The sequence below is a fragment of the Pantoea sp. XY16 genome, from assembly GCF_025153065.1.
Taxonomy (GTDB): domain Bacteria; phylum Pseudomonadota; class Gammaproteobacteria; order Enterobacterales; family Enterobacteriaceae; genus Pantoea; species Pantoea alfalfae.
The window spans coordinates 195,881-216,831 of the sequence record NZ_JANZNP010000003.1; the positions used below are offsets into that span (position 1 = coordinate 195,881).

The window sequence follows — 20,951 nt, forward strand, 5'->3', positions numbered from 1 at the left end:
CATGGACAGCAATCTGCTCGACTATTACAACCGTGAACTGGCTTACCTGCGCGAGATGGGGGCGGAGTTCGCGACGCGTTACCCTAAAGTGGCGGGACGTCTCGGCATGCATGGCATCGACGTGGCAGATCCCTACGTCGAGCGACTGATGGAAGGATTCGCCTTCCTGACGTCGCGCGTGCAGCTGAAGATGGATGCGGAGTTTCCGCGCTTCTCGCAGCGTCTGCTGGAGATGATTGCGCCATCCTATCTCTCACCAACCCCGTCAATGGCGATCGCTCAGCTGACGCCGGACAGCCGCAAGGGTGACATCACCCAGGGCTTTCGCGTGCCGCGCGGCACCATGATGGAGAGCCAGAACCTGAAAAAAACCGGGGTGACCTGCAGCTACACTACCGCGCACGATGTGATACTGCATCCGCTGCGCATCAGCGAAGTCACTCTCGGCGGCGTGCCCGGCGATCTGCCCTCCGGCGAACTTAAATTGGGTGGTCTGGGGGCGGTCAGTGCGCTGCGTATCCGCATCACGTGTGAAGGGATCTCCTCGCTCAGTCAGCTCAGTGTGGATGACCTGATGCTGTTTCTCAGCGGCCCGGATATCCAGGCGCTGAAACTGCTGGAGCTGCTGATGCAGCACCGGGTGGGCATCGTGCTGCAGTCGGTTGAGAAGCGGCCGCAGCGTCAGGTGCTGACGGATGAGGCCCTGCAGCAGGAGGGCTTTGCGCCGGAGCAGGCGCTGCTGCCAGACGATCTGCGCAACTTCGACGGTTATCGTCTGTTGCAGGAGTATTTTGCGTTTCCGGCGCGCTTCCAGTTTATCAGCCTGAGTCAGCTCGGCCCGTTTCTGCGCCGCTGTGACAACGCCACCGCATTCGACATCATTATTCTGCTCGACAAAGCGGACAGCGCGCTGGAAAGCGTGGTCGATAGCACACATCTGGCGCTGCACTGTACGCCCGTCATCAATCTGTTTCCGAAAACCGCCGAGCGTCTGAAGGTCAGTGACAGCCAGCATGAATATCATCTGGTGGTAGATAACATCCGGCCGCTGGATTATGAGGTGCATTCGGTGCAGCGGTTGTTCGCTACCGTAGAGGGCAAGCGGGAAGAGCAGGTGTTCCGTCCGTTCTGGAGCACCTTCAGCGGTGACCAGGGTGATTACGGTGCTTACTTCTCGCTGCGCCGCGAACAGCGCACCCTGTCAGAACAGGCGCAACGCTACGGCACGCGCACCGGCTATATCGGTTCAGAAGTCTTTCTGTCGCTGGTGGATGAGCATCACGCGCCGTGGCACGATGACGTGCGCTATCTCTCCGCCGACGTGATGTGCACCAGTCGCGATCTGCCGCTGATGCTGCAGCAGGATCAGGGTAACTTCGTGATGCCGGACTCTATTCCGGTATCGGAGCTGAAGCTGTGCAAAGGGCCGACGCCGCCACGTCCGGCGCTGGCCGAGGGCCTTTCTGCCTGGCGGCTGATCAGCCATCTGCAGATGAACTACCTCAGCCTGATGGACAGCAGCGACGGGGAAGGCGCGGCCGCCCTGCGCCAGTTGCTGAGCCTCTACGCCAACCTCGCGGAAGCGCCGGTTGCCCGCCAGATTGACGGCATCCGCCATTGCACGCTCAGCGCGGTCAACCGCCGCGTGCCGGAGCCGGGCCCGGTGGTGTTTGCGCGCGGCGTCAGCATCACGCTGGAAGTGGATGAGCAGGCGTTTTCGGGTGCCAGCCCGTGGCTGTTCGGCAGCGTACTGGAGCGGGTCTGTGGCCGCCTCGTGGCGCTCAACAGCTTCACGGAGTTCACCCTTAACAGCCAGCAGCGCGGCGAAGTGGGCTACTGGCCGCCGCGCATGGGCAGGAAAGCGCTGATATGAGTGGCGAAAAAGTGATTTCGCTGCCGCGGCTGACCCGACTGCCGGATGATTTCTGGCAGAAAGTGATGGCCGCGCCGTGGCGCTACGATCTGTTCCAGCTGCTGCGGCGGCTGGATGCGCAGGGCGGTCAGCGCTATCCGCTGGGCCGTGCGCCGCTGCCGAAGTTCGAATCGGTGCGCATCGGTCAGACGCCGTCACTGGCGTTTGCGCCCGCCACCGTCGCCAGCGCCACGGCACGTGAAGAGTCCGGACGCCATGAGCTGTCGATCTACAGCTTTGGCCTGTTTGGTCCCAACGGGCCGCTGCCGACCCATCTGACTGAATATGTGCATGAACGGATTGTGCATCATCAGGATCACAGCCTGTCGGCGTTTGCGGATCTGTTTCACCATCGCGCCACGCTGCTGTTCTATCGCGCCTGGGCCGATGCGCAGCCGACCGTGTCGCTGGATCGCCCCGACGACAGCCGCTTCCTGAACTATCTCGCCTGCCTGGCGGGCATCGGTTTACCGGCCCAGCAGCAGGCCAGCTCGCTCAGCCTTCATGCCCGACTGATGCTGGTGGGTCACCTCAGCCGCCACGGCCACGATGCCGAAGGGCTGGTGCGCATTCTGCGCCACTACTTTGGCGTGCCGGTCCGGCTGACGCAGAACCTGCCGCACTGGCTGACGCTGGACAGTCGCGATCAGGCCCGGCTGGGCGCGGGACGTCACATGCCCCGGCTGGGCGCTTCTGCATTTCTCGGCGTGGCGGTGCGCGACGTGCAGCACCGTTTTCGCCTGCACCTGGGCCCGCTCAGCGCCGCGCAGTATGCCCGTTTTCTGCCGGATGCCCCCGGCGCGCAGGAAGTGCGCGACTGGGTGCGTCACTACCTCGGCATCGAAATGCAGTGGGATCTCAGCCTGATCCTGGCCGCTGACGAGGTGCAGGGCGTGGCACTGGGCGGCACTGCCCGACTTGGTTACACCAGCTGGCTGGGGCAGATGCCGCAGCCGCAGGATCGAGAAGATTTTATGTTTGAGGTTGAGGCGGCTTCGCGCTAGCCCAGCCGCTTTCCCTGTTACACAGCCTGCGTCTTTCATTGAAGAGAGCCCCCTATGTCAGAAATCAGCCGTGCCGTGCTATTCGGCAAACTGGATACGCTGTTATTTACCTCGCTGGAAAGCGCCACCGCCTTTTGCAAACTGCGCGGCAATCCCTATGTCGAGCTGGTGCACTGGCTGCATCAGCTGATGCAGCAGCAGGATGGCGACTTACAGCAGGTCATCACACATTTTTCACTGGATGAAAAGGCCCTGACTCAGGACATCGTTGCCGCGCTGGATCGCCTGCCGCGCGGTGCCAGTGCGGTCTCCGACCTCTCTGAGCATATCGACAGCGCCGTCGAGCGGGCGTGGGTTTACGCCTCGCTCAAATATGGTGCGACCCGCATTCGCGGCGGCCATCTGCTGATCGGCATGCTGAAAACCTTCAACCTGGCCAGCGTGCTGAAGGGCATCTCCGGCCAGTTCAGCCGCGTCAACGCCGATGCGCTGCTGGCGGAGTTCGACACGCTGCTTAGCAACAGCAAAGAAGCCCAGCAGGCGATGAGCGCACCGGCGGATGCCGCTGGCGCACCCCCTGCGGCCGGTAGCAGCACGCTGGAGCAGTACGGGCAGGACCTCACTGCGCGCGCGCGTGAAGGCCGCATCGATCCAGTGACCGGGCGTGACGATGAGATCCGCCAGATGGTCGATATCCTGATGCGTCGTCGCCAGAACAACCCGCTGCTGACCGGTGAAGCGGGCGTCGGCAAAACCGCGGTGGTCGAGGGCCTTGCGCTGCGTATCGCGGCGGGCGATGTCCCTGCGCCGCTGCGCGATGTGCAGCTCTGGCTGCTGGATATCGGCCTGCTGCAGGCGGGTGCCGGGATGAAAGGGGAGTTTGAAGCGCGACTGCAGGCGCTGATCAATGAGGTGCAGTCCAGCCCGACGCCGATTGTGCTGTTTGTGGATGAGATCCACACCCTGGTCGGCGCAGGTGGTCAGCAGGGCACAGGCGATGCCGCCAACCTGCTGAAACCGGCGCTGGCGCGCGGCCAGCTGCGCACCATCGGCGCGACCACCTGGGCCGAATACAAAAAGTACATCGAGAAAGATCCGGCGCTGACCCGTCGCTTCCAGACCGTGCAGGTGCAGGAGCCGGATGAAGCCAAAGCGATTCTGATGCTGCGCAGCACCGTCAGCGCGCTGGAGAAACACCATCGCGTGCTGCTGCTGGATGATGCGGTCAGTGCGGCGGTGAAACTGTCGCATCGCTATATTCCGGCGCGCCAGTTGCCGGACAAAGCCGTGGCGCTGCTGGATACCGCCTGCGCCCGCGTGGCGGTCAGCCAGGGCGCGCAGCCTGCGGCGCTGGAAGATTGCCTGCACCGTCTGGCGGCGCTGGAGATTGAAGCGGAGATCATTGACCGCGAAATCCGGGTGGGTCTGGGCGATGTGACCCGACAGCAGGCGATTACCGCAGAGCGAACGGGGCTGGAAGCCGAACGCGATGCGCTGCAACAGCGCTGGCTGCAGGAGCGCGAACTGGTCGAGACGCTGATTGCGCTGCGCGCCCGCTGTGTGACCGAAGAGGATGCGGCGCTGCGTGAACAGCGTGATGCAACGCAGCAGCAACTCACTGCGCTGCAGGGCGACACGCCGCTGCTCTTTGCCGCCGTCGATGCGGGCGTGGTCGCCGCCGTGGTCTCTGACTGGACCGGTATTCCGCTGGGCCGGATGGTGAAGAATGAGATCGACGCCGTGCTGAACCTGGCTGACACTCTGAACCAGCGCGTTATCGGCCAGCGTCACGGCCTGGAGCTGATCGCGAAACGGGTTCGCACCACGCGCGCTCGTCTCGATAACCCCAACAAACCGGCGGGCGTCTTTATGCTGTGCGGGCCTTCCGGCGTCGGCAAAACTGAGACCGCGCTGGCGCTGGCCGAGTCACTGTATGGCGGCGAGCAGAACATCATCACCATCAACATGAGCGAGTTTCAGGAGGCGCACACCGTCTCGACGCTGAAAGGCGCACCGCCGGGCTACGTCGGCTACGGCGAAGGTGGCGTGCTGACCGAAGCCGTTCGCCGTCGTCCCTATAGCGTGGTGCTGCTGGATGAGATTGAGAAAGCCCATCCGGATGTGCATGAGCTGTTCTTCCAGGTGTTTGACAAAGGCTGGATGGAGGATGGCGAAGGCCGCCACATCGATTTCCGCAACACCATCATCATTCTGACCTCAAACGTCGGTACGCAGTTAATCAGCGCGATGTGCGCCGATCCTGAGCTGATGCCTGATCCCGATGCCCTGAGCACCGCGCTGCGTAAGCCGCTGCTGGAGGTGTTCCCGCCTGCGCTGCTGGGCCGTCTGCTGGTGGTGCCGTATTACCCGCTCAGCGATGAAATGCTGGCGGAGATTGTGCGACTGCAGCTGGCGCGCATTGTGCGTCGTCTGGCCGACAACCACGGCATTGAGGCGCAGATCGACGAGTCGGTAGTGAGCCAGATCGTCCAGCGTTGCACCGAAGTCGAGTCGGGCGGTCGCATGGTCGATGCCATCCTTACCAACACGCTTTTGCCGCAGATGAGCCAGATACTGCTGAGCGCCCATGCCCGCGATGAACGCTATCGCCGCGTTGAGGTGCGTTGTGAGCAGGGCGAATTTGTCTGCCAGTTCGCTGTTTAAAGCCCAGTCATCAGAGAGTTTTCGAATATGTCGGAACATGATCAACCCCTGAATGTCCCCAACGCCCTGCCGCTGGGTTACCGCTTCAATGAGTTTGAAATCAAAGAGGTCATCGGCGGTGGCGGCTTTGGCATCGTCTATCGCGCCTGGGATCACCAGCTTGAGCGCGATATCGCCATCAAAGAGTTTATGCCCGCTTCGCTGGCGGTGCGCAGCGATGACCTCAATCTGGTGCTGCGCAGTGAGCGCTTCAGCAAAACCTTTCACGCCGGACTGAACAGCTTTATCCAGGAGGCGCGGCTGCTGGCGCGCTTTAACCATCCGAACCTGCTGCACGTGCTGCGTTTCTGGGTGCAGAACGACACCGCCTACATGGGCACGGTGTTCTACAGCGGCACCACGCTCTCGAACTTCCGCGAACGTCATCCGCAGTCGGTGAATGAGGCGTGGATCCGTCGCATGCTGCCGCCGCTGCTGGGGGCGATTAAAACCATCCATGAAGCGGGCTATCTGCATCGCGATATCTCGCTGGATAACATCCAGATCCAGAGTAGCGGCGAGCCGATCCTGCTGGACTTCGGGTCGGCCCGTAAAACCATCGGCAACCTGTCGGATGAGAGCGAGACCATGCTGCGTCCCGGCTATGCGCCGATTGAGCAGTACAGCGATAACGATGAGAGCGAGCAGGGCGCATGGACTGATATCTACGCGCTGGGCGCGGTGCTGCATACGCTGATTACCGGTGCGCCACCGCCGGTGAGCGTAGTGCGCAGCATCGAAGATAACTACCAGCCGCTGGTGCAGCGTCGTCTGGCGGGCTACTCCACCGCGCTGCTTAGCGCTGTCGATCGCGCGCTGGCGCTGAAACCGGAAGATCGTCCGCAGAGCATTGATGATTTTGCGGTGCTGATGGCGCTGCCGGAACGCGAGCCTGAACCGCTACTCAGTGCAAAAATGAGCGGGCCAGGCACCATGCTGGTGCCGATTGAAGAGGAGGCGATCATCCCGCCCGCCTCGCCGTTGAAAACGCTGCTGGGACACCGCTTTGCGCTACCGGGCCTGGTGGCCGCGGGCGTGCTGGTCGGCCTGTGTGCCGGTCTGCTGATGTCGCGTGGTGATGACCAGACGGCGCAGGCTGAGAACGCGCAAAACAGCGCACCTGCCGCCAGCGTCGCGCCGGTTAATCAGCCGGTGGCTGCGCCACCGACGCAGGTTGAGACCCCGCCGGATACGGTTGCCAGTGCCCCGGCTCAGACTGCTGAGCCCGCGCAGACCGCCGCGCGTGACCCTGATCCACAACCGGCACCACCACCCGCGCCGGTTGCTCAGGTCTATATCCGTCTGCAGCAGGGTGAACGCGTTCAGGTGAACGGTCAGCCGCAGGCGCTGGTCCCGGCGGTGAATGGCTTCGCCACGCTGCAGCTGGCACCGGGTAACTACACCTTTGCCATCAGCGGCCAGAGTGGCACCCGCCAGCAGACGCTGAACATCAGCGAAGAAGGCGTCTGGTTGCTCGATCCACACAGTTAATAGTCAGGGATTACTTATGTTCTCACGCATTACTGCACAGCTGCCGGCGGACGGCCTGCTGTTCCATACGCTCACGGGCACCGAGACGCTGTCCCGTCCGTTTGTGCTCACCGCCGAGCTGCTGGCCACCGACGCGCGCATCGACCGTCACGCCCTGCTGGGCAAGCCGGTGACCTTTACGCTGCCGACCGATGGCCTGATGAGCGCGCTCAGTCCGCGCTACCTCAACGGCAAAATCACCCGGGTGGCGGTGCGCAGCCAGGAGCTGAGCGGCACCCGCTACGCGGTCTATGAGCTGACGGTCGAGCCGGACCTGTGGCCGATGAAGCGCGACCGCAACCTGCGCATCTTCCAGAGCCAGACGGTGCCGCAGATTGTGCAGACGCTGCTGAAGGAGTACGCGGTCAACGTCGAGACACGCCTGGCGGGTAACTACCGGGTGTGGGAGTACTGCGTGCAGTATCAGGAGAGCAGCCTGGACTTTATCAGCCGCCTGATGGAGCTGGAGGGGATTTACTACTTCTTCCGCCACGAGGCGGACAAACATACGCTGGTGCTGTGCGACGCGCCGGATCAGCATCAGGCGTTTCCGGGCTATGAGACCATTGCCTATCACGTCACCCCGTCGGGTGGTGTCGTCACGGAAGAGGGCATCAGCCAGTGGTCGCTGGCGGAGAGCGTGACGCCGGGCATCTACAGCACCGACGACTACGACTTCCGCAAGCCGAACGCCTGGATGCTGCAGGCCCGCCAGAACCCGGCGTCGCCGGTGCCGGGCTCGGTGGACGTTTACGACTGGCCGGGCCATTTTGTCGACCACAGCCACGGCGAGTCCTACGCGCGCATCCGTCAGGAGGTGTGGCAGGCCGAGCACCACAGCGTCAGCGGGTCGGGCACGGCCACCGGCATCGCGCCGGGCTTTACCTTCTCGATCATCAACGCGCCGCACTTCAGCGACAACGGCGAGTACCTGGTCACTTCGGCGACCTATGACTTCGCCGAGAACAGTTACGCCAGCGGCGATACCGGCGACAGCCGCCACAACATCCATTTCACGGTGCTGCCGTCGTCGGTGACCTACCGCACGCCGCCGGAGACGCCGTGGCCGAAAACGCACGGCCCGCAGACGGCGAAGGTGGTGGGACCCAAAGGCGAGTCGATCTGGACCGACCGCTACGGCCGGGTAAAGGTGAAGTTTCACTGGGACCGGCTGGCGAAGGGCGACGACACCAGCTCCTGCTGGGTGCGCGTCTCCAGCGCCTGGGCCGGTCAGGGGTTCGGCGGGGTGCAGATCCCGCGTGTTAACGACGAAGTGGTGGTGGACTTTATTAACGGCGACCCGGATCGTCCGCTGATCATCGGCCGCGTGTATAACGAGGCGAGCATGCCGCCGTGGGCGCTGCCGGCAGCGGCGACGCAGATGGGTTTTCTGAGCCGTAGTAAAGATGGACACAAAGATAATGCCAACGCTCTCAGGTTTGAGGATAAAGCAGGACATGAACAGATCTGGATTCATGCTGAAAAAAATATGGATACAGAGATTGAACATAGTGAGACACATGACGTCGGCGTTGACCGTAAAAAAACTATCGGACAGGATGAGCATGTCACGGTTAAGCGTAACCGGGATGTCAATACAGGGGTAAATTCAACCAGTAATACAGGAAGTCAGCACAAAATAAACGTCGGTAAAAATCAGACTGTGCTAACCATGGACAAAGAGGGTAACGCTCTGCTGGAAGCGACAGCCTCTATTAAACTAAAAGTGAATGAGAATTATATTCTCATTACACCCTCGAGCATTGAAATTATCGTCTCTGAGGGAGCGCTTAAGGCAGAAAGTATTACTGAAGCCTCCTTCAAAGGCACGCAAATTACGAAGCTGGGTGGAGGAATAAATTCCGAACTTAAAGCGAATGACACGATAAATATCAGTGGAACTAACCTGACGGATATTAAAGGTGCTGTGGTTAAAGTTAATAGCTGATTTCTTATTAAGGAAAAATAATCATGGGGCAGCCTGCCGCCAGAGCGATCATTGATATCAGCGCACATACTGGTCCAATACAATCAGGAAGTCCGGATGTGATTATCGGAGGGTTTCCGGCAGCAAGAAAAGGCGACACGTTATCCTGTTCCGAGCATGGCAACGGCTTAATTGTCGGTGGTTCTGGCACCGTTTTCGTCAATGGTATACCAGTTGCACGCAAAGGAGATAAAACGCATTGTAATGACGGAGGTGAACTTCCGTCATCAGGCTCTAAACCTGCTGCGCCACATTACTGGGGCGGATCATTGGCAAAAAAGGCGGGTGAAGATGGGATGCTACATGATGAAATTTACGATGCCCGCGTACTTGGTGCTTATGCCAGTCTGGAAGATAAAAACCTCAATGGGGATTTTGATACGGCATCGGCTGGTTTTGCGTTATCCGACATTACTCTGGGCAACCTAAAAAGCCAGGATCTCTTACGCGGAGAGATGCGTACGAAAGTCGCCGTTGCCAATGCCACTGGTTCATTATATGGAGGTGGTAATGATATTTATGGCCTAAATACGAATGCGACCGCGACAGGCATACAGTATGGGGGCTCGGCTGCTGCAGGGAAAGAGGGCACTTTGTATGGAGGAGTATCTGGTGATGTCACTATTGGCACCGCAGAGGCAAAAGCCGTTGGTGAAATATATAGTGGTAACAAAGGTCGATATGGATTTACGCTTGAAGGTGGAGCCGAAGCAAAGGGAGTAAAAGGTGAAGTGTCAGGAAGTATTGATATCTTAGGCATAGTTTCTGGCGAGGCTAAAGCAGATGCTAGCTTAGGTTCTGTGGGGTTATCTGGTGGAGGAAGTTTGTTCTGGGAGACCACAGACTCCTCAGCGAATTTAAGGGTTGCAGGTGGAGTCGCAGCGCTGATTGGTCTTAAAGGTGATGCAAGTTTGAAAGTAGCCTTTAAGCCCGTTCTGGACTTCTTTGACTCTCTGTATGGTGATGATGAAGTTGTTCAAACACCTAAACAGCCAGGCGGCGAAGGGACAATCAAAACCGGTTGTGTTACTGTTTTGATCGGCGATTAAATCCTTGGAGATAACTACAAAATGAAATGGTCAGGTTTTATTTTTTTTATTATTATTGCTTTAATTTATATCTGGAATGGAAAGGATGTCTTTTCAAGAAAGGAGTGGGTGTCTTTTTTTAAAAAGTTTCTCGCCGTTCTGATTGGTGCTTTTATTTTGGTGGTTATTCTTGTGGGCTTATCTAAATATTTGCATTTGATCGATAGAGAAAGTGCAAGGGCGCTATCAGTTCTTATACCTGCTTCTGTCATGACGATATTGATTTCAAAATTATTTGTCATTTCTCTTTTTGCTCTATTCAGATTTATAATGCGATTCCATCATCGTTATAATACTTCTGAAAATTACTCGAAATTATCATTGATTGGTAATTCTTATGGAGCAAGGCTGAGCTTGTTTGTCAAAGTAATTGCTTCGTTTGGATGCGTTATTATGTTTTATGGAATCTGGTTTGGCAGCACGGTCTGAGTTAGAGAGGTTGTATGAATACTGAGAATAATTATGCCTTTCCCGTAGTATCAAACTATACCGACGAGGAGGCCAGGTCAAATTACTGGAAGTGCCAGTACACTTCCGCTGATAAGAAAATGCTTCACTATTGGGTGGTTCTGCCCAATCGCGTCAAGCCTGCGGAGTTGAAGTTGCAAAATATTGCTGAAGTTGGCCTGATTAATATCGGACGCTATTCGACGAATGATAATCTGCCTTATATGGAAGTCTGGGCCGCTTATGAACGTTGCCAGTGGGAAATGAACCCTTCAGATTGGTTGTTCAATAAGCTAGAGTTAATGGGCGAAAAAATAATAAATAAACGATTAATTGTTAATCCAGCCGGGAATGGAGTTTTTGCAGACGTACTCACTCTTAAAACCCACTCTTCAGGTGACGAAGTTGTTTCACGCTATACTGTTCAAAAGGATTATAATCCCGAGGAAAGTGGTGGGAATTATTTTCTGATAAAAGCCGCTTGTGCATCTCGAGATTATCCTCTACTGGCAAATGATATTTATTTTACTGTGGTTAACTGGGATTTAATGCATCGCAGTAATCTTGCCTTTGCTGAACTCCTTCAGACTGTGAGCCTAAGTGATAACAACAGTAGTGGTTTTAAAATTCCTGAGTCCTGGCAAGTAAAACCTCTCAGTGAAACGCGACTGGTAATTGAACATACGTTGAACGGGCTCAACTCTGGTGTGATTAATCTCTGCTTCTATTCACAAGAGATGTTATTTACAGAGCAGGATGTTTTTAGCGTGTCAATTAAGCGATTTCATGATCATCAGCCTGCCGTTAAGTTGACAACTGACACTCTTAAAACTATTCCGAACGAGTTTAATGCTTTCTTTGGAGAAACTCTCGCTACCTGTGCGGGAGAGATTGTAAGCACTGAGGAAAAGATAAGCGCCTTTTATCAGTGCTATGTTTTTAGTGTGGGGCAGTTATGGTGCTATGCAGAATTAGTTGGCAAGCATCGAAATCACAAAAGCTATTCTTATGAGGCTAATAAACGTTGCCTTGAGATTATCCTTTCCTCATTCCATCTTGAAAAGTTCTGATCCGTAAAATGAAACTCATGTTGAAACATGAGTTTCATTTTGACGTTTTAGATAAAAGTATAACCGAAATTATCATTAATACACTGTCTCTTAAGAGCGTACCTTATCTTTTTATATCAGGATAGCTTTGTTAAAACTATTCTATCCTTATAGCCATTACCCCCCATAAGAAGCTGTTTTAGTAAAAACCCTTAATCCCTCCACTTTTACTGGCACGCTTTTTCGTCAGTTGTACTCGTACGGAAAATCTCTATGTTCTCACGCATTACTGCACAGCTGCCGGCGGACGGCCTGCTGTTCCACACGCTCACGGGCACCGAGACGCTGTCCCGTCCGTTTGTGCTCACCGCTGAACTGCTGGCCACCGACGCGCGCATCGATCGTCACGCCCTGCTGGGTAAGCCGGTGACCTTTTCGCTGCCGACCGATGGCCTGATGAACGCGCTGAGCCCGCGCTACCTTAACGGCAAAATCACCCGGGTGGCGGTGCGCAGCCAGGAGCTGAGCGGCACCCGCTACGCGGTCTATGAGCTGACGGTCGAGCCGGACCTGTGGCCGATGAAGCGCGACCGCAACCTGCGCATCTTCCAGAGCCAGACGGTGCCGCAGATTGTGCAGACGCTGCTGAAGGAGTACGCGGTCAACGTCGAGACACGCCTGGCGGGCAACTACCGGGTGTGGGAGTACTGCGTGCAGTATCAGGAGAGCAGCCATGGACTTTATCAGCCGCCTGATGGAGCTGGAGGGGATTTACTACTTCTTCCGCCACGAGGCGGACAAACACACGCTGGTGCTGTGCGATGCGCCGGACCAGCATCAGGCGTTTCCGGGCTATGAGACCATTGCCTATCACGTCACCCCGTCGGGTGGCGTCGTCACGGAAGAGGGCATCAGCCAGTGGTCGCTGGCGGAGAGCGTGACGCCGGGCATCTACAGCACCGACGACTACGACTTCCGCAAGCCGAACGCGTGGATGCTGCAGGCGCGGCAGAACCCGGCGTCGCCGGTGCCGGGCTCGGTGGACGTTTACGACTGGCCGGGCCATTTTGTCGACCACAGCCACGGCGAGTCCTACGCGCGCATCCGTCAGGAGGTGTGGCAGGCCGAGCACCACAGCGTCAGCGGGTCGGGCACGGCCACCGGCATCGCGCCGGGCTTTACCTTCGCCATCATCAACGCGCCGCACTTCAGCGACAACGGCGAGTACCTGGTCACTTCGGCGACCTATGACTTCGCCGAGAACGCCTACGCCAGCGGCGACACCGGCGACAGCCGCCACAACATCAGCTTCTCAGTGCTGCCGTCGTCGGTGACGTACCGCACGCCGCCGGAAACATGTCTTGGGCTCCGCGGCATAACACGGGCAAACTGTTATCCGGATCGCCGAATGTTTTCACTAACAGCAGAGCAGCGATACGGGCACATTTATCCAAAGGCGACTGCGATGAGCACAGCGGCTCATCGCAACGGGTAGCTGAAGGTTCCGATAAGGTTTTTATTAATAACTTTCCTGCCGCCCGTATCGGAGACCGTTTGACCTGCAGTGCGGAGATATCTGGTGGTTCCGCAAATGTGTTTATTGGCGGAGGTAAACTTCAGACTGACGACATCAATCCCGAAATCCCCGGCTGGGTGAACTGGTTGATGATGGGGGTAGGGACTGCTGCCGTCGCGGTGCTGGCTTCTCCGGCTATTGCGCTGCTAGGGTTAGCAGGCGCGATGGGCGGCGGTTACGCCGGCAATTGGGTAGGTGGCAGACTGTTCGGGGAAGGCTCTGACGGACAAAAATGGTCTATGCTGGTGGGCAGTTTTGTCGGTGGGGCATTGGGTGGCAAAGGGGGCATGAAGTTTGATGCCTGGCGTGGTCGTAGTAATATTAATGCTAACAAACTTCCGTTAAATGATGAAGAAATCGCCGAAATACAAAGTATCGAAAAAACATTTAGGCCAGACCCCGAAACATATTTACCTAAGGATTATATTGATTCTCATGCAAAATCCTTTGAAAATGGCGCATCTAGAATAGTCACTAGAAAAAGTTTTGAAGATTATGGTATTGGTAAACCTGATCCAGGGAGGACGGAATTTGTTCTAACCAAGGAGCGCGCTGGACAAATGATTTCTGAATCAAAAGGAGATGTAGGAGTGATTGCAGATAAATTAGGCATTCCACAGGAACAATTGAAAAACGATAGTCTTGTTTTGATTGAATTTAAACCTACAGAGTTGTACTCTCCAAAAATGCCTACTGGTAATGAATGGGGAGCTAATAAGCAATGGATTCCGGGTGGCAAACTACCACAAGGTGATCTTGAGGCTGTAGTAAAAACCGAAGGAATGGTTAAAGGCAGAGATTATACCGTGACCGATTTATTAACAGGAGAAAAATTATAATGAGTAAAAATAAAATAGCAATGAATCCTTGGGATTTTACTCTGTATGAGTGTGACGATACCTCATATGTAATGAAGGTTATGTTTAGTGAAGGTGATTACAAAGTTGATGTCGAAAGGTTTTTCATTGTAACTCCATATATTGATATCCGTTCTATCGATATTGAAATGTTAAAAGATCTTTCAAAAAAAATAAGGGAATGCACAGGGCAGTACGTAATAAATGAAATCAACAAGGAGGATTTTGAATTAATATAGTTTTAGGGTTTTCTATTTGGTGAGTAAAAAGGTCTGTCTTTGGCTTACTTTATACATTCCGTTTGTAATAAGGTTGGCCCAGTGATTTTTAATTCAAGATCTGCCTTTGCTCTCAAACAAGAAGAGTGCATATTGGGTTTATGATGAAGAAAGAAGAATATACTGCTTTAGACTACATCAATGATGCTATTGATATCACTAATCGAAGAGCCATGGAAAAGCTGGGGTTTACAGTTTTTCAGGTTGCTTTGGAACAACTTGTTTACTTAAAAAGGTATTAACGGGTGAAGAGAAAGATAAAAGTGTCCTGCATAGTATGAATCTGGGGGGAGTCTGGCTTCCAAAGAGTTTGATACAGCTGACACAGAGCTAGCCAGACATCTTTCAAACGCAAACTATATTGCCTCTCAAATAGTTGCTGGGCTAAAAGTTATCCCTCCTCATCAAAACGATCCGGAATATGAAAAGCGCAAAAAAAGATATTTAAAACCCCAGGGTTAAATGGGTATTAATATATTTATGTATAAAAAGAGCGTAAGTAAATAAAATGCGGTGGTAATATAAAATCTATTCCTGTTTATTTGATTTCATTTGGTTGTTTTATTTCAATTTTTTGAGGATGTAAATTTATAAGGAGTTTTTATGATTGATCTTAGGGCTGATGATGATGCGCTTTTCATTTATGCCAGACGTTACGCTCATTTAATACCCCAGGCGTCACGGCAGTTGATGAATAGAATGTCTTATGAACAAAAACCTTTACGCGCTAAACCTGAGGACGCTCTCAAGCCAGAATGGGCGAAATCTTTACCTCAGAAAATTACTGATGAACAGGCATTAGATAAATGTCAGGGTGCTTTAATGGGGTTGGCGGTTGGAGACGCTATAGGCACAACGCTAGAATTTATGCCAAGAGATAAAGCTCGCGTTGATGACATGGTTGGCGGGGGACCTTTCTCTCTTAAACCCGGTGAGTGGACTGATGACACCTCGATGGCGCTGTGTCTCGCTGAAACTTATATTGAAAGCAATAAATGTGACATTACATTGTTCCGACAAAAGCTACTCAACTGGTATAAGAATGGGACAAATAGTTCTAATGGCGTATGCTTTGATATAGGTAATACAACGCGCTATGCGCTTGAGCAGTTTGTCCTTCATGGACCAACCTGGATGGGGAATACTTCTCCTGAGACTGCAGGGAATGCAGCATTAATCCGCCATGCACCTACTGCTATTTTCAGAAGGAAATCGTTTATTGACGGTTGGCGAGATGCGATACTACAGAGTGAGGCTACACATTGTGCCGCAGAGTCTATTGATAGCTGTCGCTTTTTTAATGTCATGCTTCATTACATCTTAAATGGTTACAGTAAGAGTGAGGGCTTTGCTCCTCATCTTATGGGATCAACATTACGTGTATTAATCATCAATGCCGGTGAATATAAAGAAAAGCATCGTGATCAAATCCGTTCCTCTGGTTATGTCATCGACACCCTTGAGGCAGCATTATGGGCCGTCTGGCATACAGACAATTTTAAAGATGCCATTTTGCTGGCGGCAAATCTTGCTGATGATGCTGATAGTGTAGCGGCGACGGCAGGCCAGCTAGCGGGCGCATTGTATGGACTGTCAGGCATTCCTCAGGAGTGGGTTAATAAAATAGTCGATAAAGACAGAATTCTTGCGCTGGCCGAAAAGCTGTTTCACTTAGCACCTGAAGAGAAAGATTGATGATAAGATCCCATATCTGAGGTATGGGATTTTTTTAGAAATAAAAAGATTGAAGTTGAAGTGGTTTCTAATCACATTCACTAAACTGTAAAGACATTTCGCTGAACTTGATCTGAGTAATAATGCATTGTTCGTTATTTATAAATTAAAATTATTCAAAAAAGAATTTTCTCCTTGTGTTTTCTGGTTGACATCCAAAAAACATGTTGACTAAAAAATTATTGCGCTGACCATGTTCATAAATGTTTCTCGTTTTTTTAATCGGGATTTTTGATAAATAATTTCATCCTGAAATCCATTGCTTCTAATCAGAAAATGCTTTAAATAAAAAATCTTTTACCTTCCACATTTACTGACCCGCTTCACTGTCAGTTCTGTCTGTATGGAAAAAAACATGTTCTCACGCATTACCGCACAGCTGCCGGCGGACGGCCTGCTGTTCCATTCGCTTAAGGGCACCGAGACGCTGTCCCGTCCGTTTGTGCTCACCGCTGAACTGCTGGCCACCGACGCGCGCATCGACCGCCACGCCCTGCTGGGCAAGCCGGTGACCTTTACGCTGCCGACCGATGGCCTGATGAACGCGCTGAGCCCGCGCTACCTCAACGGCAAAATCACCCGGGTGGCGGTGCGCAGCCAGGAGCTGAGCGGCACCCGCTACGCGGTCTACCAGCTGACGGTCGAGCCGGACCTGTGGCCGATGAAGCGGGACCGCAATCTGCGCATCTTCCAGAGCCAGACGGTGCCGCAGATTGTGCAGACGCTGCTGAAGGAGTACGCGGTCAACGTCGAGACACGCCTGGCGGGTAACTACCGGGTGTGGGAGTACTGCGTGCAGTATCAGGAGAGCAGCCTGGACTTTATCAGCCGCCTGATGGAGCTGGAGGGGATTTACTACTTCTTCCGCCACGAGGCGGACAAACATACGCTGGTGCTGTGCGATGCGCCGGACCAGCATCAGGCGTTTCCGGGCTATGAGACCATCGCCTATCACGTCACCCCGTCGGGAGGTGTCGTCACGGAGGAGGGCATCAGCCAGTGGTCGCTGGCGGAGAGCGTGACGCCGGGTATCTACAGCACCGACGACTACGACTTCCGCAAGCCGAACGCCTGGATGCTGCAGGCGCGCCAGAACCCGGCGTCGCCGGTGCCGGGCTCGGTGGACGTTTACGACTGGCCGGGCCATTTTGTCGACCACAGCCACGGCGAGTCCTACGCGCGCATCCGTCAGGAGGTGTGGCAGGCCGAGCACCACAGCGTCAGCGGGTCGGGCACGGCCACCGGCATCGCGCCGGGCTTTACCTTCTCCATCATCAACGCGCCGCACTTCAGCGACAACGGCGAGTACCTGGTCACTTCGGCGACCTATGACTTCGCCGAGAACGCCTACGCCAGCGGCGACACCGGCGACAGCCGTCACAATATCCACTTCACGGTGCTGCCGTCGTCGGTGACGTACCGCACGCCGCCCGAAACAGCGTGGCCGAAAACGCACGGCCCGCAGACGGCGAAGGTGGTGGGACCCAAAGGCGAGTCGATCTGGACCGACCGCTACGGCCGGGTGAAGGTGAAGTTTCACTGGGACCGGCTGGCGAAGGGCGACGACACCAGCTCCTGCTGGGTGCGCGTCTCCAGCGCCTGGGCGGGCCAGGGATTTGGCGGGGTGCAGATCCCGCGAGTGAACGACGAAGTGGTGGTGGACTTCATCAACGGCGATCCGGATCGTCCGCTGATCATCGGCCGCGTGTATAACGAGGCAAGCATGCCGCCGTGGGCGCTGCCGGCAGCGGCGACGCAGATGGGTTTTCTGAGCCGGTCAAAGGATGGCACGGCGGACACCGCGAACGCGCTGAGGTTTGAGGATAAGGCGGGTGAGGAACACCTGTGGATTCAGGCGCAGAAGAACATGGATACGCATGTTAAAAACGATGAATCACATAGTGTTGGTGGGGAACGAAGCCATTATGTGGCTAAAAATGAGCTCAACAGGGTTGAAGGTAATCAGATTCAGGCCATAAAAGGCGGAACTGAAATCCTCACTGGCCTGAGTAAAGTTGATGCAGTAGTCGAACAGTATGTTTTGGCGTCGGGATCGCAGTTGAGACTTGTTTCTGGCGAAAGTGCCATTGAGCTCAATGCCAATGGCACAATAAATCTTATTGGAAAAGATTTTAACTTCTTTGTTGAGAACGACGGACATATCACCACTGGCGGTAAACTGAATCTGAATACTTCGGGTGCTAAACCTGGTACGTCTGCGCCAGGTGCAGGTCATAAAGGTGATATTGATGCGGCTGTAAAGGAGAAATTTACGCCGGGAAAGGAGAATGAGGCAGGTGCATTAGCAAGTGCCCCTGTCGACGCGTCACAAAATGCCGGCATAGCTGCGAATACTCAGGGTCCTTCTTTTAGTGGCTTTGGCGCAGATGTAGACAATATGGTTGAGAAATCACCGACCATGAAACAGGACATTACGACGCTCAAAAAGCGCGGCTGGGTTTTTAAGGAAGGGGCTGCAGGTAAAGGTACGTATGCCGATCGTCAGAGCCGGATTATTACTGTTGATAAAAGTCATATGAACGATGCCGCAAAAGTGGTGCAGTCACTGTCACATGAGAGTGGACATGCATTGTATAAGCCTGATATCAATGTAACCACACGTGAAGCCTACCTGAATAGTGCACTTAGTGATGAAGGGGCAGCAACACTTAACAATATTCGCGTACAGCGCGAAATTATTGCAAATCAGGGCAAGGATATTGGTATAGCTGGCAATTCAGCAAATCAGAAAGGGTACAACGGAATCTATGATTCCCTGAGTAAAGGTGACATAAGCGAAAGCGAAGCCAGGACGCAGATTGGTCGTATATTCGGTAAAGGTGAAAAAACCTCCACTACCAATCAGCTTTACGAAGATTACTATGGGGGCTGGTATGATAAAAATTATCCGACAAAGTAAGGTGTTTATTTTATTAATGGCTGGTTTCATGTTAAGCGGAATAGTGGAAGCGAAGATGCAAAAAGAAGATATCTGGGGTTTTGTTACAAAAATGAGTACCTCCATAAAGAATCTATCTGTAGAGCGTATTCATCACGTACCACTGTCGTTTACATTAAAAAGTCAAAATGAATACATCAATTTCTATCAGGCTAATCCTGTAAAACTACAAGATGCTTCGGAGATTACGGATATTGAATTGCGTTTAAGTAAAACATCTGATGGCATGTCCCCTTTCCTTAGCTTTATTCCTCATGGGAAATGCCTCTCGCTTGATGATGTCAAAAAGCACTATCAGAGTATTAAGTTAACCGATTATCCTAGGGGAAAGTCTGAAAACGAAGTGACCAGCTACACAACATCCCCAGATGTTAATGGACAGGTCATCACGTTTTCATTTTCTGCCAAAAACCCTGATTGCCTGAATAAAATTATTATTACTGCCGATGAGTAAAAGAACGTGATGTTGAATCCATTGCCTCATATTTGAGGCTCTTATGCCTTTACTCCGATAAAAACACAATGATTGTAAACCGTTATTTCGCCAGCATTATATTTGTGCCTGTCCTCATGTTTTTATCCTGCATTGCCAGGGCCGAATCCAGCACTGAATCGACCGTTCCTGCCCTTAACGAGGGCGATTTTTCCGTTCTGCTGAACGATTATGCTTTCACTCCCGGAGACACATGGAGCAATGAAAGCTTCATACGGGCTGGTAAGGCTCTGAGTTCAGTTCTGGCCGGAGAAGTGGCTATCGATAACCAGCAGTACAAATACTTCCAGCATAGCTATGACGGTTTTGAGTTGTTCAGCGCGGCGGCGGTCGGAGATGCCAGCCACACGGTTCTGGCTGAGATCCTTCTGGGAAGTGCCAGCGTGCCGACAGCCCGAAATATAAAGGTGGGCGATAGTCTGGAACAGGTTCAGCAAGCCTATGGATCCGGCAAAGAAGATAACAGTGATAATCAGCACTGGCTTGTCTATCAGTCGGGCGGGAAACAGTTAATGTTCCAGATTGACCAGGGGAAGGTCAGTTGCATCATGCTAAAAACCGACCTGGATGCAGAGCAAAGCGAAATCAGCGCTGACCAGGCTCTGAGCGCTGCAACGGAAGCGATCCATACCTGGCACCTGACCAGCCTCGATGATAAATGCCTGCGGTACGATCTCGACGACAGTAGTGATAAAACATTCTATGTCATCACGGTTCGTGAACATAATCACAATAGCAGTTGCGGTGGCGATCCTGATATTACGCATCGACTTTTTGAAATTAAAGTTGCACGTGATAATACACAGCTACTCACTAATGCCGATAACGTTGATGGCGAATTCCATAGCCTGATTCCACCCGCCATAACCCATTAATAAAACGGACACCCAATATGAATTACCAATTCAATGAGGGCGCCTTTGCGCTTTTTCCTGCTGCCTGGCAGGACACCACCATGAATATTCTCCGCGACGAAGTCAGTGGGCTGGCATGGGTTATAAGCCGTGGTGTTATTTCTGAGGGCAGTGATGCGGAAAAAGAATTCCAGCGTCAGTGGGACACGTTGCGGAGTCAGATGGGGCACATTCAGCAGAGTGAATTTGTGCGTCTGATGGCTGGTGTGGACAACACCTTACACGCAATCGAAGTTGAGACCATGTTTGACCGTAACGGGCAAGAGGTGTGGCAGAAACAGCTGGCAACACAGGTGCCTGACTCAAACATTTTTATGATTTTTACGCTCTCCGCGATGCGTCCGTTCAATGAAGAAGACGGACAGCGCTGGAGTGCTTTTAAACAAAGCCTGAGTCTGAACAATCCACGGAAAGCTTAAC

17 protein-coding genes and 1 pseudogene are annotated in these 20,951 nt (G+C 53.7%); all 18 read left to right on the forward strand.

The window, feature by feature from the left end; all coding sequences use genetic code 11:
- The first annotated feature begins 1 nt into the window (after position 1).
- The 18 genes and pseudogenes from tssF (at position 2) to N1689_RS03925 (ending at position 20,950) form a co-directional block, all read left to right on the forward strand.
- On the forward strand, positions 2 to 1,873 hold the full coding sequence (gene tssF, locus N1689_RS03840) for a type VI secretion system baseplate subunit TssF (protein WP_260057964.1): 1,872 nt from the start codon (positions 2 to 4) through the stop codon (positions 1,871 to 1,873).
- Positions 1,870 to 2,916, forward strand: coding sequence for a type VI secretion system baseplate subunit TssG (tssG, locus tag N1689_RS03845; RefSeq protein WP_260057967.1), 1,047 nt, complete (start codon positions 1,870 to 1,872; stop codon positions 2,914 to 2,916). The genes tssF and tssG overlap by 4 nt, the downstream gene beginning before the upstream one ends.
- A 54-nt stretch (positions 2,917 to 2,970) precedes the next feature.
- A complete protein-coding gene (gene tssH, locus N1689_RS03850; RefSeq protein ID WP_260057969.1) occupies positions 2,971 to 5,580 on the forward strand; it encodes a type VI secretion system ATPase TssH in 2,610 nt (869 codons plus the stop codon).
- Positions 5,581 to 5,607: 27 nt separating this feature from the next.
- Positions 5,608 to 7,110, forward strand: a complete 1,503-nt coding sequence (locus tag N1689_RS03855) for a serine/threonine protein kinase (RefSeq protein WP_260057970.1) — start codon at positions 5,608 to 5,610, stop codon at positions 7,108 to 7,110.
- Positions 7,111 to 7,126: 16 nt separating this feature from the next.
- Positions 7,127 to 9,097 carry a type VI secretion system Vgr family protein gene (locus N1689_RS03860; protein ID WP_260057972.1) on the forward strand — a complete coding sequence of 657 codons (1,971 nt, stop codon included), beginning with the start codon at positions 7,127 to 7,129 and terminating at the stop codon, positions 9,095 to 9,097.
- A 23-nt stretch (positions 9,098 to 9,120) separates the two neighbouring features.
- Entirely contained in the window at positions 9,121 to 10,185 is a 1,065-nt protein-coding gene (locus N1689_RS03865) for a PAAR domain-containing protein (RefSeq protein WP_260057974.1), read from the forward strand.
- A gap of 21 nt (positions 10,186 to 10,206) precedes the next feature.
- Positions 10,207 to 10,653 (forward strand): hypothetical protein, encoded by a 447-nt coding sequence (locus N1689_RS03870; protein WP_260057975.1) that lies wholly within the window; start codon positions 10,207 to 10,209, stop codon positions 10,651 to 10,653.
- Positions 10,654 to 10,667: 14 nt separating this feature from the next.
- Positions 10,668 to 11,741 carry a hypothetical protein gene (locus N1689_RS03875; RefSeq protein WP_150019296.1) on the forward strand — a complete coding sequence of 358 codons (1,074 nt, stop codon included), beginning with the start codon at positions 10,668 to 10,670 and terminating at the stop codon, positions 11,739 to 11,741.
- A gap of 252 nt (positions 11,742 to 11,993) precedes the next feature.
- A pseudogene (locus N1689_RS03880) lies at positions 11,994 to 13,077 on the forward strand (type VI secretion system Vgr family protein); the annotation flags it as partial.
- Positions 13,077 to 14,135 (forward strand): PAAR domain-containing protein, encoded by a 1,059-nt coding sequence (locus tag N1689_RS03885; RefSeq protein ID WP_405038336.1) that lies wholly within the window; start codon positions 13,077 to 13,079, stop codon positions 14,133 to 14,135. The pseudogene N1689_RS03880 and the gene N1689_RS03885, both read left to right, overlap by 1 nt.
- The gene (locus N1689_RS03890) at positions 14,135 to 14,392 is read left to right on the forward strand and encodes a hypothetical protein (protein WP_260057978.1); all 258 of its coding nucleotides are present in this window, start codon (positions 14,135 to 14,137) and stop codon (positions 14,390 to 14,392) included. Before N1689_RS03885 ends, N1689_RS03890 begins: the two co-directional genes overlap by 1 nt.
- Before the next feature lie 212 nt (positions 14,393 to 14,604).
- A complete protein-coding gene (locus N1689_RS03895) occupies positions 14,605 to 14,673 on the forward strand; it encodes a hypothetical protein (protein ID WP_260058084.1) in 69 nt (22 codons plus the stop codon).
- Between the two features lie 52 nt (positions 14,674 to 14,725).
- The gene (locus N1689_RS03900; RefSeq protein WP_260058086.1) at positions 14,726 to 14,893 is read left to right on the forward strand and encodes an immunity protein Tsi6 family protein; all 168 of its coding nucleotides are present in this window, start codon (positions 14,726 to 14,728) and stop codon (positions 14,891 to 14,893) included.
- 141 nt (positions 14,894 to 15,034) lie between these two features.
- Positions 15,035 to 16,126 (forward strand): ADP-ribosylarginine hydrolase Tri1, encoded by a 1,092-nt coding sequence (gene tri1 / locus N1689_RS03905; RefSeq protein WP_260057979.1) that lies wholly within the window; start codon positions 15,035 to 15,037, stop codon positions 16,124 to 16,126.
- 394 nt (positions 16,127 to 16,520) lie between these two features.
- Positions 16,521 to 19,085, forward strand: coding sequence for a type VI secretion system Vgr family protein (locus N1689_RS03910; protein ID WP_260057981.1), 2,565 nt, complete (start codon positions 16,521 to 16,523; stop codon positions 19,083 to 19,085).
- Positions 19,060 to 19,578 (forward strand): hypothetical protein, encoded by a 519-nt coding sequence (locus tag N1689_RS03915; protein ID WP_260057982.1) that lies wholly within the window; start codon positions 19,060 to 19,062, stop codon positions 19,576 to 19,578. Before N1689_RS03910 ends, N1689_RS03915 begins: the two co-directional genes overlap by 26 nt.
- Positions 19,579 to 19,646: 68 nt before the next feature.
- A complete protein-coding gene (locus N1689_RS03920) occupies positions 19,647 to 20,492 on the forward strand; it encodes a hypothetical protein (protein ID WP_260057983.1) in 846 nt (281 codons plus the stop codon).
- Between the two features lie 17 nt (positions 20,493 to 20,509).
- Complete coding sequence (locus N1689_RS03925; RefSeq protein WP_260057984.1) at positions 20,510 to 20,950, forward strand: DUF1795 domain-containing protein; 441 nt, start codon at positions 20,510 to 20,512, stop codon at positions 20,948 to 20,950.
- The last annotated feature ends 1 nt before the right edge of the window (position 20,951 follow it).